This is a genomic window from Massilia jejuensis (genome assembly GCF_042656795.1).
GTDB lineage: Bacteria > Pseudomonadota > Gammaproteobacteria > Burkholderiales > Burkholderiaceae_D > Telluria > Telluria jejuensis.
The window spans coordinates 59,527-74,022 of the sequence record NZ_JBHSMS010000058.1; the positions used below are offsets into that span (position 1 = coordinate 59,527).

Annotated in this window: 14 protein-coding genes; 7 read left to right on the forward strand and 7 right to left on the reverse strand. The window is 64.3% G+C overall.

Features of this window, described 5'->3' with window-relative positions:
• Positions 1 to 54 precede the first annotated feature (54 nt).
• The 6 genes from ACFPOU_RS17915 to ACFPOU_RS17940 are packed head-to-tail and all read left to right on the forward strand — an operon-like array spanning position 55 to position 6,236.
• Complete coding sequence (locus tag ACFPOU_RS17915; protein ID WP_379724259.1) at positions 55 to 1,074, forward strand: ATP-grasp domain-containing protein; 1,020 nt, start codon at positions 55 to 57, stop codon at positions 1,072 to 1,074.
• Positions 1,071 to 2,252: a phosphoribosyltransferase domain-containing protein gene (locus ACFPOU_RS17920; RefSeq protein ID WP_379724262.1), complete on the forward strand. Its 1,182-nt coding sequence runs from the start codon at positions 1,071 to 1,073 to the stop codon at positions 2,250 to 2,252. The genes ACFPOU_RS17915 and ACFPOU_RS17920 overlap by 4 nt, the downstream gene beginning before the upstream one ends.
• Positions 2,224 to 2,982 carry an HAD family hydrolase gene (locus ACFPOU_RS17925; RefSeq protein WP_379724265.1) on the forward strand — a complete coding sequence of 253 codons (759 nt, stop codon included), beginning with the start codon at positions 2,224 to 2,226 and terminating at the stop codon, positions 2,980 to 2,982. Before ACFPOU_RS17920 ends, ACFPOU_RS17925 begins: the two co-directional genes overlap by 29 nt.
• A complete protein-coding gene (locus tag ACFPOU_RS17930) occupies positions 2,979 to 4,061 on the forward strand; it encodes a cysteine protease StiP domain-containing protein (protein ID WP_379724268.1) in 1,083 nt (360 codons plus the stop codon). The genes ACFPOU_RS17925 and ACFPOU_RS17930 overlap by 4 nt, the downstream gene beginning before the upstream one ends.
• The gene (locus tag ACFPOU_RS17935; protein ID WP_379724271.1) at positions 4,054 to 4,962 is read left to right on the forward strand and encodes an HpcH/HpaI aldolase/citrate lyase family protein; all 909 of its coding nucleotides are present in this window, start codon (positions 4,054 to 4,056) and stop codon (positions 4,960 to 4,962) included. Before ACFPOU_RS17930 ends, ACFPOU_RS17935 begins: the two co-directional genes overlap by 8 nt.
• Positions 4,959 to 6,236 (forward strand): TerD family protein, encoded by a 1,278-nt coding sequence (locus tag ACFPOU_RS17940; RefSeq protein WP_379724274.1) that lies wholly within the window; start codon positions 4,959 to 4,961, stop codon positions 6,234 to 6,236. The genes ACFPOU_RS17935 and ACFPOU_RS17940 overlap by 4 nt, the downstream gene beginning before the upstream one ends.
• Before the next feature lie 232 nt (positions 6,237 to 6,468).
• Here ACFPOU_RS17940 and ACFPOU_RS17945 read toward each other — a convergent pair whose 3' ends face one another.
• The 6 genes from ACFPOU_RS17945 to rpsL form a co-directional block, all read right to left on the reverse strand.
• The gene (locus tag ACFPOU_RS17945) at positions 6,469 to 6,693 is read right to left on the reverse strand and encodes a hypothetical protein (protein WP_379724277.1); all 225 of its coding nucleotides are present in this window, start codon (positions 6,691 to 6,693) and stop codon (positions 6,469 to 6,471) included.
• A gap of 212 nt (positions 6,694 to 6,905) precedes the next feature.
• Positions 6,906 to 7,220: a 30S ribosomal protein S10 gene (gene rpsJ / locus ACFPOU_RS17950; protein ID WP_136219921.1), complete on the reverse strand. Its 315-nt coding sequence runs from the start codon at positions 7,218 to 7,220 to the stop codon at positions 6,906 to 6,908.
• A gap of 181 nt (positions 7,221 to 7,401) precedes the next feature.
• Entirely contained in the window at positions 7,402 to 8,592 is a 1,191-nt protein-coding gene (tuf, locus tag ACFPOU_RS17955; RefSeq protein ID WP_379724280.1) for an elongation factor Tu, read from the reverse strand.
• Positions 8,593 to 8,690: 98 nt separating this feature from the next.
• On the reverse strand, positions 8,691 to 10,796 hold the full coding sequence (gene fusA / locus ACFPOU_RS17960) for an elongation factor G (RefSeq protein WP_379724283.1): 2,106 nt from the start codon (positions 10,794 to 10,796) through the stop codon (positions 8,691 to 8,693).
• A 120-nt stretch (positions 10,797 to 10,916) separates the two neighbouring features.
• Positions 10,917 to 11,387 carry a 30S ribosomal protein S7 gene (rpsG, locus tag ACFPOU_RS17965; protein ID WP_056336784.1) on the reverse strand — a complete coding sequence of 157 codons (471 nt, stop codon included), beginning with the start codon at positions 11,385 to 11,387 and terminating at the stop codon, positions 10,917 to 10,919.
• Positions 11,388 to 11,521: 134 nt separating this feature from the next.
• A complete protein-coding gene (rpsL, locus tag ACFPOU_RS17970; protein WP_091877422.1) occupies positions 11,522 to 11,905 on the reverse strand; it encodes a 30S ribosomal protein S12 in 384 nt (127 codons plus the stop codon).
• Between the two features lie 355 nt (positions 11,906 to 12,260).
• On the opposite strand from rpsL, the gene ACFPOU_RS17975 reads away from it, so the two are divergent.
• Complete coding sequence (locus tag ACFPOU_RS17975) at positions 12,261 to 14,069, forward strand: phosphoethanolamine transferase (protein WP_379724288.1); 1,809 nt, start codon at positions 12,261 to 12,263, stop codon at positions 14,067 to 14,069.
• Here the strand turns inward: ACFPOU_RS17975 and ACFPOU_RS17980 are convergent.
• Entirely contained in the window at positions 14,066 to 14,374 is a 309-nt protein-coding gene (locus ACFPOU_RS17980) for a hypothetical protein (RefSeq protein WP_379724291.1), read from the reverse strand. The two genes, ACFPOU_RS17975 and ACFPOU_RS17980, sit on opposite strands and share 4 nt — an antisense overlap.
• Between the last annotated feature and the right edge of the window lie 122 nt (positions 14,375 to 14,496).

Consider the following 14,496-nt stretch of genomic DNA (forward strand, 5'->3'; position numbering starts at 1 on the left):
CCCTTCCCGCCGCCCTGCCGGCGGGATTTTCACCTCAGTAACCGAAGAATCTTCATGCGCGTCTGGTTCAACCGTAGCTTCTCCTCCGTCCACACGGCGATCGACCTGATCCGCCAGGCCGACACCGATGGGCGTTTCACCATCATCCACAGCAATCCGAATCCGGCCTCGCCGGTCGCGCGCCTGGCGCACGAATTCCAGCGCGAGCCGACCGGCCTGGCGACGCCCGACTACATCGGCTGGTGCGTCGACTTCTGCCGCGAACACAGGGTCGACATCTTCGTCCCGGGGCGCGAGGCGACCGCCATCGCCGGCTGCCACGGGCGCTTCGAGGCGATCGGCACGCGCGTCCAGAGCGCGGGGCCGGAAGCGGCCCTGCTGCTCATCCACGACAAGGCGCGCTTCTACGCCGAGACCGACCTGCCCGGCGCGCCGGTCGCCGCGTTCCGCCAGTTCGAGGACGCGGCCGGTTTCGAAGCCGCCTACGACGCCTTGCGCCGCCACCACGCCAAGCTGTGCGTGAAGCCCTCGCACTCGATCTATGGCCTCGGTTTCGCCGTGCTCGACGAAGAACGCAACAGCGCCGAGATCCTGATGGCGGGCGCCGAATACCACGTGTCCCTGGCCGACTTCCGCGCCGGCCTGGCAAAACTCGGTACCTTCCGCAGCATGCTGCTGATGGAATACCTGGAAGGACGCGAATACAGCGTCGATTGCGTGGGCGACAACGGCCGCCTGGTCACGGCCGTGGTCCGCCGCAAGTCGCGCCAGGCCGGCGCCGGCCAGCGCATCGACCAGCGCGCCGACATTCTCGAGGCCACCGCGCGGCTGTGCGCCACCCACGGCCTGAACGGCATCTTCAACGTCCAGTTCCGCGAAGCGGGCGGCAAGCCGCGCATCCTCGAGATCAACCCGCGCATGTCGGGCGGCATCGGCATGGCCTGCGTGTCCGGTCCCAACCTGCCCTACATCGCGCTGCGCGGCTTTGTCGACGGTTTCGACAAGGTGGCGATCACCCCGGTGCGCGACGGCATCCGCGTGGCCGAAGTGGCGCGCGCCGTGGAGCTGGCATGAACGCGCGCGGCGACAGCCTTCAGCTGTGCCTGAGGCGCGAACTGCCGACCGGCCTGCTGGAAGTCGAACTGCACCAGGGCGCCGACGAACTCGACGCCCTGCTCGGCTTTGCCGCCCGTGCCAACGCCAAGCGCGGCTTCCTGTTCGTCAGCAAGGTGCTCGGCAAGCACTGGCCGGTACGCCCGCAGCGCATGCTCGCCATCCACGCGCGCCTGGCTGCGAGCGTGCCCGAGGCGCCCGGTCCGGTGCTCTTCATCGCAATGGCGGAAACGGCCGTCGGCCTGGGCCAGGGCGTGTTCGAGGCCTGGCTGCGCGCCCACCCCGGCCGGGAAGCCCTGTTCCTGCAAACGACGCGCTACCGCGTCGGCACCGGCCCCATCATCGAATTCGAGGAAGCGCACAGCCACGCGCCGCGCCAGTTCCTGCACATGCCGGATGGCGCGCACGAACAGGCGCTGCTGCTGGCCGCGCGCACCATCGTGCTGGTCGACGACGAAGCCAGTACCGGCAACACGTTCATTAACCTGACCGCGGCGTGCCGGGGCCTGAATCCCGCCCTGGCGCGCGTGCACCTGGCGGTGCTGGCCAACTTCATGGGCGCGGCCGCCACGCAAGCGCTCACGGCGCGCTTCGGTCTGCCGACGACGATGGGCGCCCTGCTCGCCGGCGAATACCGGTTTGCGCCGGGCGAGTGCCCGGTCGATGCGGCGCCGGCCCAGCGCTACGACGCCCGGGCCGAGCGCGGCGCCAGCACGGCCTTCGGCCGCCTCGGCTCGACGCGTGCGCTGCGTACGCCCGAGGCGCTGGCCGATCGCCTGGCAGCGGCCATCGCGCCGCTCGACAAGGTGCTGGTGCTCGGGACCGGCGAATTCATGCACGTCTCGACGCTGCTGGGCGCGGCGCTGGAGCGGCGCGGCATCGAGGTTATGGTGCAGTCGACCACGCGCTCGCCGATCCTCATCTGGGGCGCCATCGGGCACGCCATCGGCTTTGCCGACAATTACGGCGAAGGCATCCCGAATTTTCTCTACAACGTCGCGCCCGGCCAGTACCAGCACGTGCTGGTCTGCCATGAGACGCCCGCGGGCGACGCCCTGCACGCGTTCGCGCGCGCACTGAACGCGCGCCTGTTCCACTACCATACCGAGGATGATGTTGAAGAAGTTCCTGTTCGCTGACCTGGACGACACGCTGTTCCAGACGCTTGAAAAATGCGCCGGGCGCGCGGCGCTCGAGCCGGCCGCCTATTACAGCGACGGCAGCGTCTGCTCGTACACCACCCCCGCCCAGCGCGCCTTTTTTGGTTTTATCAACGAAGGCATGACGGTCATCCCGACGACGGCGCGCAGCCTCGATTCGTTCGAGCGCGTTTCGCTGGGCTTTAACAGTTATGTCTTGCTGAACTTCGGCGGCATCATCCTGCAGCCCGACGGCGGCATCGAGCGCGACTGGCAGGGCCGCATGCACGGCCTCATGACGGCCGCCCTGCCCGGCCTGCAGGCGCTCGCCGCGCGCATCGACGCCTGGGCCGCCAGGACCGGCTACGCGGGCCGCACGCGCCTCGTGGAAGACGCCGGCACGCCGTTCTTCATCGTGGTGAAAGACCCGCGCAAGATCACCGCGAATCTCGAAACCATCGAGCGCGAGGTGGTGCTGCCCTGGATCGCAGACGGCAACGACGGCTACTGCGTGCACCGCAACGGCAACAATCTCGCCATCCTGCCGGCCAGCCTCGATAAGGCCAACGCGGTCGCGTATGTCACCGAGCGCCTGCGCCGCGAGCACGGCGAGATCATCACCTTCGGCATGGGCGACTCGCGCTCGGACGCGCGCTTCATGGCCGATTGCGATTACGCGATCATCCCGCGCCGCACCCAGCTCTCGCGCCTGACCGTGGAGACGCTGTGATCTTCGCCGGCAGCTATCTGGACACCGATGTCCACTTCCTGCTCAAGCGCCTGCCCCTGGCCGATTTCGTCGACGTGCGCGAGAAGGAAGCGCTGATCCAGTCCGGCCGGCGCCACTACAGCGAAATGCTCTCGCCGGAACGCCCGCCCTCGGCCCGCTACCTGGCCCTGTTCGACGAAGCCTGCCGCGTCAACGGCGCGCGCATGGCGCGCGACTGCCTGCGCCTGGCCGGCCTGATCGCGCAGCGCCGCGCCGGCCCGGTCACGCTCGTGTCGCTGGCGCGCGGCGGTACGCCGGTCGGCGTGGTCCTGAAGCGCCTGCTGGAAAAGGTGCACGGCCGCGCCACGGCCCATTATTCGGTCTCGATCGTGCGCGACCGCGGCATCGACGCGAATGCGCTGCGCCACATTTTGGCGCAAGGCCACGCGCCGGCATCGCTCGTCTTCGTCGACGGCTGGACCGGCAAGGGCGTCATCGCGCGCGAGCTGGCAAGTTCGATCGACCGCTTCAACGCGGACAACGGCGTGACATTGGACGGCGGCTTGCACGTGCTGTCCGACCTGGCCGGCGCCGCGGCCGTCGCCGCGTCCTGCGAGGATTACCTGATCCCGTCGAGCATCCTGAATGCGACGGTCTCGGGCCTGGTCAGCCGCTCGGTGCTGAACGACGCCATCGGCCCGGACGATTTCCACGGCTGCGTGCTCTACGACGCTCTCGCAGCCGAAGACCGCTCGCGCAGCTTTGTCGACCTGCTTGAACGGCTGGCGCTGGCGCAGGAAGGCCGGGAAGCGCCGCTGGAAGCAGCCGACACCGGCGCCGCCGGGCGCTCGCGGGCGTATATCGCGGCAGCCAGGCAGCGTTACGGCATCGCCGACGTCAACCTGGTCAAACCGGGCATCGGGGAAGCGACGCGCGTGCTGTTGCGGCGCGTGCCGCGCCTGCTGCTGCTGCGCGACCCGCACGACCCGGCGACGGCGCACCTGCGCCTGCTGGCCGAAGAAAAAGACGTGCCGGTCGAGATCGACCCGGCACTGCCCTACCAAGCTGTATCGCTGATCAGGAGTGCACTGGATGCATAAATCGATGGGCGCGTCCCTGTACGTGCCGGCCAATCATAAAGACCTGCTGCAGGTGGCCAATGGCGAGAAGCTGCCGCAGGCACGCTCGCTGATTTTTTGTACCGAGGATTCGGTCGCCGACCGCGACCTCGGCTGGGCGCTGTTCAACCTGTCGGTGGTGCTGGAGAACATGCTGCCGGAAATCGGCGCCGAGCGTTTCGTGCGCGTGCGCAGTCCCGAAGTACTGGCGCGCGTGCTCACCATGCCGGGCGCGCGCAAGCTGACCGGCTTCGTGATCCCGAAGGCGACGCGCCACAATTTCGAGGTCTACTACCGGCTCGTGCGCGACACCGACCACATGCTGATGCCGACCCTGGAAACGGCGGATGTGTTCAGCGAGCGCGAAATGGAGGCCTTCCGCGATCTGCTGCAGTCGCCGGGCGTGCGCAGCCGCATCCTGGCGCTGCGCATCGGCGGCAACGATCTGTTGGCCCTGCTCGGCCTGCGCCGCCCGCGCGGCATGACGATCTACCGCACCCCGCTCGGACCCGTGATCGCGCGCCTGGTGACGATCTTCCGTCCGCACGGCTTCATGCTCACCGCCCCCGTGTTCGAACACCTCGACCTGCCCGACTTGCTCGACCAGGAAGTGACCGAGGACATCGCCTACGGCATGGTCGGCAAGACCGCCATCCATCCGAGCCAGATCGTGCCGATTGAAGAGCACTACAAGGTCAAGCCGCAAGACCTGGCGGTGGCCCATGCCATCCTCGACGAGAACAGCCCGGCTGTCTTCAAGATGCACGAGTCGATGTGCGAAGTGGCCACCCACCGCGCCTGGGCCGAACGCCTGGTCGCGCAATCGCATATGTTCGGCGCCCACGGCGCCGCTTTGATGAACATCGAAAGGGAAAACACATGAACAATTTCGCACGCGGCCAGAAGGGCAAGCTGGCCGACCTGGGCGTCGGCAACAGCTTCGCGGTCGACCTCGACATCCAGGCGCCCGGCATGTCGGTCGACGTCTCCTGCTTTGGCCTGGATGCCGCCGACAAGCTCTCGGACGACCGCTACATGGTGTTTTATAACCAGCTCGCCAGTCCGGGCGACGCGGTGCGCCTCGAACTGCGCACCGGCGGCGCGCGTTTCAATGTGAACCTCGACGCGCTGCCGGGCACGATCGCCAAACTCGTGTTCGTGGCCGCCATCGACGGCGCGCAAACCATGCGCGCACTGGGCGCGAGCAGCCTGACCCTGGGCAGCGCGCTGCGCTTCCCCTGGTCGGGCAGCGACTTCGGCGACGAAAAGGCGGTCATCGTGGCCGAGATCTACCGCAAGGATGGCCAGTGGCGCTTCGGCGCCGTCGGCCAGGGTTTCAATGGCGGCCTGGCCAAGCTGCTGGAACACTTCGGCGGCGCCCAGGCGGCGCCCGCATCGAACACGCCGGCGGCCGCTCCCCAAGCCGCGCCGGCCCCTGCCGCCCCGAAGATCTCGCTGTCGAAAGTCACGCTCGAAAAGCGCGGCGACAAGGTCTCGCTCGACAAGCGCGGCGGGGCCGGCTTCGGCCGCATCCACGTTAACCTGAACTGGAACCAGTCTGGCCTGTCCACCGCGCCGGCGCCCGCGCCCGTACCTGAAAAGACCGGCCTGCTGGGCCGCCTGAGCGGCGCCGTCAGCGGCGCCATGGGCGGCGCGATGGGCGGGCGGCGCCGCTCCGGCGGCATCGACCTCGACCTCGGCTGCATGTTCGAGCTGGCCGACGGCCGCAAGGGCCTGGTCCAGGCGCTCGGCAACGCCTGGGGCGACTACGACGGCGCACCTTACATCAAGCTCGACGCCGACGACCGCACCGGCACCAACACCGGCGGCGAGAACCTGTACATCAACGGCGACCAGTTCGCGCAGATCAGGCGCGCAATCATTTTCACCTTCATCTACGAGGGCGTGCCGAACTGGTCGGCCACCGACGGCGTGGTCACGATCGCGGTCCCGAACCAGGCGCCGATCGAAGTGCGCCTCGACGGCGGCGGCAGCCAGATGATGTGCGCGATCGCCATGATCGACAACCAAAGCGGCCAGCTGCAAGTGACGAAGATGGCCGAATATTTCGAACAGCAGGGCCGTACCAGCGCACACGAGATGATGGACCGGCGCTTCAATTTCGGGCTGCGCTGGAAGACCGGGTCCAAGGATTGACCGGCCGCGGCGGGCACTCTATGCATGCGGCGAGATGCTCCAACGCGCCGACGATCACGCCCGCACGGCGGGGTCAAGCGCACAACCGAATACGCGACCGACCACTTACTACCGCCAGGGTGGCAACACAGGCGTATGCATGGCCGAAGACGGTCACCCAGCTGGTGTCGTTGAGTTGCCTTGCGTAGCCTGTCAGTGTCGTCCTGATCGCCGCCATATGCCGCCCGTCGCGTTATTCAAAAATGCTGCCGTCAATCTTGTCAGGATGGATGTCGGGCAGGTCTTGCGGGCTGGCGTCGGTAGCCGCCCTTGCCTGGGCTGCGTGGCCTGCCCGCATCATGGGAACGACGGCCTCGGGGGCGGATTCGGGCGCTGCCGACTCGCCTGCGCGTACGCTCTGCATGGCGAAAAGGAGAGCGATGACAGAATATTGGATACTGGCGCTGAATTTCGGCATTGGGCCAGCTGGTGCGTAAAGCGGATCACTTTAGCATTCGAGCAGCGCCCGGATTCTCACCGATTGTTACTTCCTGAATAATATTTCACTGGATGTCCTGGTACGCCGTCCCAGGGCATAAAAAATCGGGCCGGGAGAGGTTCGCCAGATGGCGGCCCTTCCCGGCCCGATTCATTGTCGGCGCGCGGATCGCTCCGCGTTCGCCCGAAAAATTACTGCAGCTTGATTTCGACGTCGACGCCGGCTGGCAGGTCCAGCTTCATCAGCGCATCGACGGTCTTGTCGGTTGGGTCCACGATGTCCATCAGACGCTGGTGCGTACGGATTTCGAACTGGTCGCGCGAAGTCTTGTTGACGTGCGGGGAACGCAGCACGTCGAAACGCTGGATGCGGGTCGGCAGTGGAACCGGGCCCTTGACGACGGCGCCGGTGCGCTTGGCGGTGTCGACGATTTCCAGTGCGGACTGGTCGATCAGCTTGTAGTCGAACGCTTTCAGGCGGATGCGGATTTTCTGGTTTGCGGACATGCTATTTCCTTGGTAAAGAGCGAACCGGTCTGATAGGCCGGCAATGATTTGTCATGTACTACGGTGCAGCAAAGGAGCGAGAGTATAACATCGTTCCCTGTCAAACAGAGGGGGCGGAACCGACATTCCGCCCCCTGCTGTTGTGCCGGCGGGACGGGCCCGCCGACGCATCAATCGCTGATTAAGCGATGATTTTCGCCACGACGCCCGCGCCGACGGTACGGCCGCCTTCGCGGATGGCGAAGCGCAGGCCTTCTTCCATCGCGATCGGGTTGATCAGCTTGACGGTGATCGACACGTTATCGCCTGGCATGACCATTTCCTTGTCCGCTGGCAGCTCGATCGAGCCGGTCACGTCGGTGGTACGGAAGTAGAACTGCGGGCGGTAGTTGTTGAAGAATGGCGTGTGACGGCCGCCTTCATCCTTCGACAGCACGTAGATCTCGCCGGTGAAGTGGTTGTGCGGCTTGATCGAGCCCGGCTTGGCCAGCACCTGGCCACGCTGGACGTCTTCACGCTTCGTGCCGCGCAGCAGCAGGCCGACGTTGTCGCCCGCCTGGCCCTGGTCGAGCAGCTTGCGGAACATTTCCACGCCGGTGCAAGTGGTCTTGACGGTGTCGATAATGCCGACGATTTCGATTTCTTCGCCGACTTTCACGATACCGCGCTCGACACGACCGGTGACGACGGTGCCGCGACCCGAGATCGAGAACACGTCTTCGACCGGCATCAGGAAGGCGCCATCGACGGCGCGCTCTGGCGTCGGGATGTAGGTGTCGAGGGCTTCAGCGAGCTTGACGATGCACTCTTCGCCCATTTCGCCTGGCTGGCCTTCGAGGGCCATGCGTGCCGAACCCTTGATGATTGGCAGGTCGTCGCCTGGGAACTCGTACTTCGACAAGAGCTCGCGCACTTCCATTTCGACCAGTTCCAGCAGTTCCGCGTCGTCGACGAGGTCGCACTTGTTCAGGAACACGATGATGTATGGAACGCCGACCTGGCGCGCCAGCAGGATGTGCTCGCGGGTCTGCGGCATCGGGCCGTCGGCGGCCGAGCACACCAGGATCGCGCCGTCCATCTGGGCGGCACCGGTGATCATGTTCTTGATGTAGTCGGCGTGGCCTGGGCAGTCGACGTGCGCGTAGTGACGGTTCGCGGTTTCGTATTCGACGTGCGCGGTGTTGATGGTGATGCCGCGTGCTTTTTCTTCCGGAGCCGCATCGATCTGGTCGTACGCTTTTGCTTCGCCGCCGAATTTCTTCGACAGAACGGTTGCGATTGCTGCGGTCAGCGTGGTCTTGCCGTGGTCAACGTGACCGATGGTGCCGACGTTGACGTGCGGCTTGGTCCGCTCGAATTTACCTTTTGCCATTTTGATCTTCCTTTAAAAGAACGATTTATTTGTGTTTTGTTTTTGAGCGCTGGAGGGGACCAGGTCCCCTCCAGCGCGAAATTACTTAATTAGCTGAATTACTTCGCCTTGGCGGTGACGATCGCGTCGATCACGTGCTTGGGCGCTTCCGAATAGTGCTTGAATTCCATCGTGTAGGTTGCACGGCCCTGGGTCGCCGAACGCAGCGAGGTCGAGTAACCGAACATTTCCGACAGAGGCACTTCGGCCTTGATGATCTTGCCGCCACCGCCAGGGATTTCGTCCATGCCCTGCACCATGCCGCGACGCGACGACAGGTCGCCCATCACGTTACCGGCGTAGTCTTCCGGCGTTTCCACTTCGACCGACATCATTGGCTCGAGGATGACTGGCGATGCTTTGCGGCAGCCATCCTTGAATGCCATCGAACCGGCCATGCGGAATGCGTTCTCGTTCGAGTCGACGTCGTGGTACGAACCGAAGGTCAGCGTGACTTTCACGTCGACGACCGGGTAACCGGCCAGCACGCCGGTGGTCAGGGTTTCGCGCACACCTTTTTCGACTGCAGGGATGTATTCGCGTGGAACCACACCGCCCTTGATGGCGTCGACGAACTCGAAGCCCTTGCCCGGCTCTTGCGGCTCGATCGTCAGCACGGCGTGACCGTATTGACCACGACCACCCGACTGCTTGACGAACTTGCCTTCGACGTCGGTGACGGCCTTGCGGATGGTCTCGCGGTAGGCAACCTGTGGCTTGCCGACGGTCGCTTCGACGCTGAATTCGCGCTTCATGCGGTCGACGATAATTTCCAGGTGCAGCTCGCCCATACCACCGATGATGGTCTGGCCCGACTCTTCGTCGGTACGCACGCGGAACGACGGATCTTCCTGCGCCAGGCGGTTCAGGGCCAGGCCCATCTTTTCCTGGTCGGCCTTGGTCTTCGGCTCGACAGCCTGCTGGATGACCGGCTCAGGGAAGACCATCTTTTCCAGGGTGATGATCGACGCTGGATCGCACAGGGTTTCGCCCGTGGTCGCATCTTTCAGGCCGACCGCGGCGGCGATGTCGCCGGCGTGGACTTCCTTGATCTCTTCGCGCTGGTTCGCGTGCATCTGCAGAATACGGCCAAGACGCTCTTTCTTGTTCTTGATCGGATTGTAGACGGTGTCGCCCGACTTGATGGTGCCCGAGTAGACGCGGAAGAAGATCAGCTGGCCGACGAACGGGTCGGTCATGATCTTGAATGCCAGCGCCGCGAACTTCTCGTCGTCGGCAGCGCGGCGGGTGACCGGCTGGTCGTCTTCGTCGGTACCGCCGACTGGCGGAATGTCGATCGGCGATGGCAGGTATTCGATCACGCCGTCGAGCATGGCTTGCACGCCCTTGTTCTTGAAGGCGGTGCCGCACATCATCGGGACGATTTCCGACGCGATGGTACGCTGGCGCAGGGCGGCCTTGATCTCTTCTTCCGAGAGGTCGCCTTCTTCCAGGTACTTGTTCATCAGTTCTTCGGTCGCTTCAGCGGCGGTCTCGACGAGCTTTTCACGCCATTCGTTGGCTTGATCGACCAGTTCGGCCGGGATGTCGCGGTAGTCGAACTTCATGCCCTGCGACGCGTCGTCCCAGAAGATGGCCTTCATCTTGACGAGGTCGACCACGCCCAGGAAGTTCTCTTCGGCGCCGATCGGGATCTGCAGCGGAATCGGGTTTGCCTTCAGGCGTGCGCGCATCTGGTCATAGACCTTGAAGAAGTTCGCACCGGTACGGTCCATCTTGTTGACGAAGGCCAGACGCGGGACTTTGTACTTGTTAGCCTGGCGCCACACGGTTTCCGACTGTGGCTGCACGCCACCGACGGCGCAGTAAACCATGCAGGCGCCGTCGAGCACGCGCATCGAGCGTTCGACTTCAATGGTGAAGTCGACGTGGCCCGGCGTGTCGATGATGTTGATGTGGTGCGGCTCGAAATTGTTGGCCATACCCTTCCAGAAGCAGGTCGTCGCTGCCGAGGTAATGGTGATGCCGCGTTCCTGCTCCTGCTCCATCCAGTCCATCGTCGCGGCGCCATCGTGCACTTCGCCGATCTTGTGGTTCACGCCGGTGTAGAACAGGACGCGTTCGGTGGTGGTGGTTTTACCAGCATCGATGTGAGCGGAAATACCGATATTGCGGTAGCGCTCAATGGGGGTCTTGCGTGCCATAATTTTTCCTAAATCTTTGAATGGACAAAACCGAGCAGCATCTTGGAGATCAAAATGTGCCCGGCCTGAACAACAGATACTGCACGGCCACGCTCCCGAAGAAATGCGGCCAATAACTGATTAGAAGCGGAAGTGCGAGAACGCCTTGTTCGCTTCAGCCATACGGTGGACTTCGTCACGACGCTTCATGGCGCCACCGCGCATTTCAGCCGCTTCCATCAGTTCACCGCCAAGGCGTTGTGGCATGGATTTTTCGCTGCGCTTGTTTGCGGCTTCGCGCAACCAACGCATGGACAGCGCCATACGACGGACCGGACGCACTTCCACTGGCACCTGGTAGTTGGCACCGCCGACACGGCGGGACTTGACCTCGACCATCGGCTTGCAGTTGTTGATCGCGGCCGCGAACACTTCCAGCGGGTCCTTGCCCGATTTGGTCTGGATATGTTCAAACGCACCGTAGATGATGTTTTCAGCGACCGACTTTTTGCCGGACAGCATCAGAACGTTGACGAACTTGGCGACATCCGTGTTGCCGAATTTTGGATCTGGCAGGATCTCGCGCTTGGGTACTTCACGACGACGTGGCATTTCAATTCCTTCCTATCTTCAGTTGAGTGCTGGTTCAGCACTCGCGAGGGCCATCATGACCACTCACTTACTCGACCTGACGGCCGGCTCAACTTAACTTTTAAATGTGACCTCGATGTGACGAGATCCCAGGATTACTTCTTCGCAGCCTTGGCACGCTTCGCGCCGTACTTCGAGCGCGCTTGCTTACGGTCCTTGACGCCCTGGGTATCGAGTGCACCGCGAACCATGTGGTAACGCACGCCCGGCAAATCCTTGACACGACCGCCGCGCAGCAGGACAACGCTGTGCTCTTGCAGGTTGTGGCCTTCACCGCCGATGTACGAAATGACTTCGAAACCGTTGGTCAGGCGAACTTTGGCGACCTTACGCAGAGCCGAGTTCGGCTTCTTCGGGGTCGTGGTGTACACACGGGTGCAGACACCGCGCTTTTGCGGGCAGTTTTCCAGTGCCGGCGACTTGCTCTTCACAACCGCGGCAACGCGCGGTTTGCGAATCAGTTGATTGATGGTTGGCATCGTTCCTAATCCAACAAAGTACTACAGTTGATAACCCGGACAAGCCTGCCCGGGGACTGAAACCTAGTCCCGGATCGTCTGACAGCGGAGGCGACGAAAGCCACTCACCGAAGGAGCGGCTGCGAATGCGTAAGCGATGTGCAGAATAAATCGAGAACTCGCGAGTATAGACTTCTCGCAAACTGCGGTCAACCGATTTGCTGATTTGATGGGCAGCCGCGCAGGCGAAGAGGCAAACGGCTGTGGTAGCCCCGACACAATCGGGGGGGCGCCCGGTGCGCTCTGCCTGGCAAGGAAATCGCGCTTTCAGCAGTAAAAGTCGGATAATAGCCGACTTTTCCCTGCCCTCTTGCCGATGCGAACCTTGCTGCGCCCTGTCCACCTTGCCCTCGTGCTCACTTACCTGGTGCTGTCGGCGTTGCCTTTCCTTCCGCTCGCGCTGGGGCTGCCCGTCGCGCGCCCGGCCCAGCTGCTTGGGATGGCCGTGTTCGCCTGGATCGCCGCCTGGGCCCTGTTCAAGCGCCCGGCCTACTTTCACTGGCTGCTGCTGCCGGCCTTCCTCGCGCTGCCGGCGGAACTGTATCTGTATCTGTATTACGGCCAGGGCATCTCGACCCACCACCTGGGCATCATGGCCGAAACCAGTCCGCTCGAAGCCATGGAATTCCTTGGCGCGCGCGCCTGGCTGCTGGTGGCGGTGCTGGCGGGCGTGCTCGCCTGGTGGGCCGCGACCTGGCGCGCCGCGCTCGCCACCCGCGAGCTCGACTGGAACGACCGCTCGCGTCCGCTGGTGCTGGGCCTGCTGGCGCTGTGCGCCGCGCTGTTCGCCTATGGCCAGGAGGCCGGGGTCGACGGCATCCCGGCCAAGCCGGCCACGGTCGACAAGTCGCGCTATGTCGCGCCCGGCGCCCCGCCACGGGCAGCGGCTTCCACCCTGCCGCGCCTGCCGCACTGGGCGCAGATGCCGTTCGAGGTGAAAGCCTTCGCCCAGTCCTGGCCCTTCGGCGTGGTGGTGCGCGGTCTGGATTTTTACAAGGAGCGCGTTTATCTCGCCGACCTGCACCGGCGCAGCGCCGCGTTCCGCTTCAATGCCGTCCAGGCCGATCCCGGCAAGGCCCCGGACGTGCTCGTGATGGTGCTGGGCGAATCGGCGCGCTTCGACCGCTGGAGCATCAACGGCTATGCCCGCCCGACCAATCCGCTCCTGTCCCAGGAACCGAACCTGGTATCGCTGCAGGATCTGATCACCTCGGTCTCGGCCACGCGCCTGTCGGTACCGGTCATCATCTCGCGCAAGCCGGCGATGCAAAGTCTGAAGGACGGCTTCACCGAAAAATCCTTCCTCACCGTCTTCAAGGAAGCCGGCTACAAAACCTTCTGGCTGTCGAACCAGATTTCGTTCGGCAAATTCGATACCCCGGTCTCGGTCTTCGCCAAGGAAGCGGACCAGGTCGAATTCCTGAACCTGGGCGGATTTACGAACACGTCGAATTACGACGAGGTGCTGTTCCAGCCCTTCGCACGCGCGCTGGGCGATCCGGCACCGAAAAAACTCATCGTCCTGCACACGCTGGGCAGCCACTGGAATTACGCGCACCGCTACCCGGCCCGCTTCGACCAGTGGCAGCCCTCGCTGGCCGGCGTGCACAAACCCGTGCTGACCGATGCCGCGATCGAACCGCAACTTAACAACAGCTACGACAATTCGATCTTGTACACGGACTGGTTCCTGGCGCAGCTGATCGGGCAACTGAAAACAGGGGACAAGGCCGCGGCGCTGATGTACGTGGCCGACCATGGACAGACCCTGTTCGACGGCGCCTGCCGCCAGGTGTTCCATGGCCACAATCACCAGTACGAATTCCACGTGCCCGCCCTGGCCTGGTATTCGGATGCGTATGGCAGGCGCTTCCCGGACAAGGTTGCCCAATTGCGCGCGCACCGGAGCGCGCCGCTGTCGACCGAAAACGTCTTCCATACCCTGGTCGACCTGGGCGACATCCGCTATCCGGGCGACACCCTGGAGCGCAGCATCGCCAGCGCCAGCTTGGCGCGCCACAAGCGCTATGTCGACAGTTATGGGTGGGCCGATTACGACAATGCGCGGATCAAGGGAGATTGCCGCGAAGTGATCGACAAGGGCACGCCGCTGCCGCGCAACTAAGTCTCGACGCAGGCGCCGGCGTCACCGTTCAAGGGCGCGCATCCGCCTGGCGCAGCGGGCGCAAGGCTTCCCTGGCCGCCACGATCCGCGCCGGCGCGGCCTGCCGCATGCATAGGCGAGCCGCCAGCGCGGCGCGCTTGCTCGTCCTGGCCGGAACGCAGGTGCCGGTACGGCGCCTGGCGGCCGGCGATGCTGACCTCGCCCGACACACTGGCCAGCCAGGGTGGCGGCAACAGATCGTTCCAGGTCTGGTCGGCGAGGGCGAAGCTGTCCGGGGCCGCGCTCACGCGCTGCAGCTGGGCCACGTCGTGTCGGCGAAGCGATAGTCGAGCGGCGTGGCGGGCGGCAGGGAGCGCCAGGCGGGGGCGGTGTCGCCGGCCTTCCTGGTTCAACAGTCATGGCATCGTTTATGCAAGCGCATGCGCCA

Coding starts and splice junctions, on each gene's coding strand:
- ACFPOU_RS17935 (WP_379724271.1), top strand. CDS start 4,054: ATGCATAAATCGATGGGCGCGTCCCTGTACGTGCCGGCCAATCATAAA.
- fusA (WP_379724283.1), bottom strand. CDS start 10,796: ATGGCACGCAAGACCCCCATTGAGCGCTACCGCAATATCGGTATTTCC.
- ACFPOU_RS17920 (WP_379724262.1), top strand. CDS start 1,071: ATGAACGCGCGCGGCGACAGCCTTCAGCTGTGCCTGAGGCGCGAACTG.
- ACFPOU_RS17975 (WP_379724288.1), top strand. CDS start 12,261: ATGCGAACCTTGCTGCGCCCTGTCCACCTTGCCCTCGTGCTCACTTAC.
- ACFPOU_RS17925 (WP_379724265.1), top strand. CDS start 2,224: ATGATGTTGAAGAAGTTCCTGTTCGCTGACCTGGACGACACGCTGTTC.
- rpsL (WP_091877422.1), bottom strand. CDS start 11,905: ATGCCAACCATCAATCAACTGATTCGCAAACCGCGCGTTGCCGCGGTT.
- ACFPOU_RS17945 (WP_379724277.1), bottom strand. CDS start 6,693: ATGCCGAAATTCAGCGCCAGTATCCAATATTCTGTCATCGCTCTCCTT.
- ACFPOU_RS17940 (WP_379724274.1), top strand. CDS start 4,959: ATGAACAATTTCGCACGCGGCCAGAAGGGCAAGCTGGCCGACCTGGGC.
- ACFPOU_RS17915 (WP_379724259.1), top strand. CDS start 55: ATGCGCGTCTGGTTCAACCGTAGCTTCTCCTCCGTCCACACGGCGATC.
- tuf (WP_379724280.1), bottom strand. CDS start 8,592: ATGGCAAAAGGTAAATTCGAGCGGACCAAGCCGCACGTCAACGTCGGC.
- rpsJ (WP_136219921.1), bottom strand. CDS start 7,220: ATGTCCGCAAACCAGAAAATCCGCATCCGCCTGAAAGCGTTCGACTAC.
- rpsG (WP_056336784.1), bottom strand. CDS start 11,387: ATGCCACGTCGTCGTGAAGTACCCAAGCGCGAGATCCTGCCAGATCCA.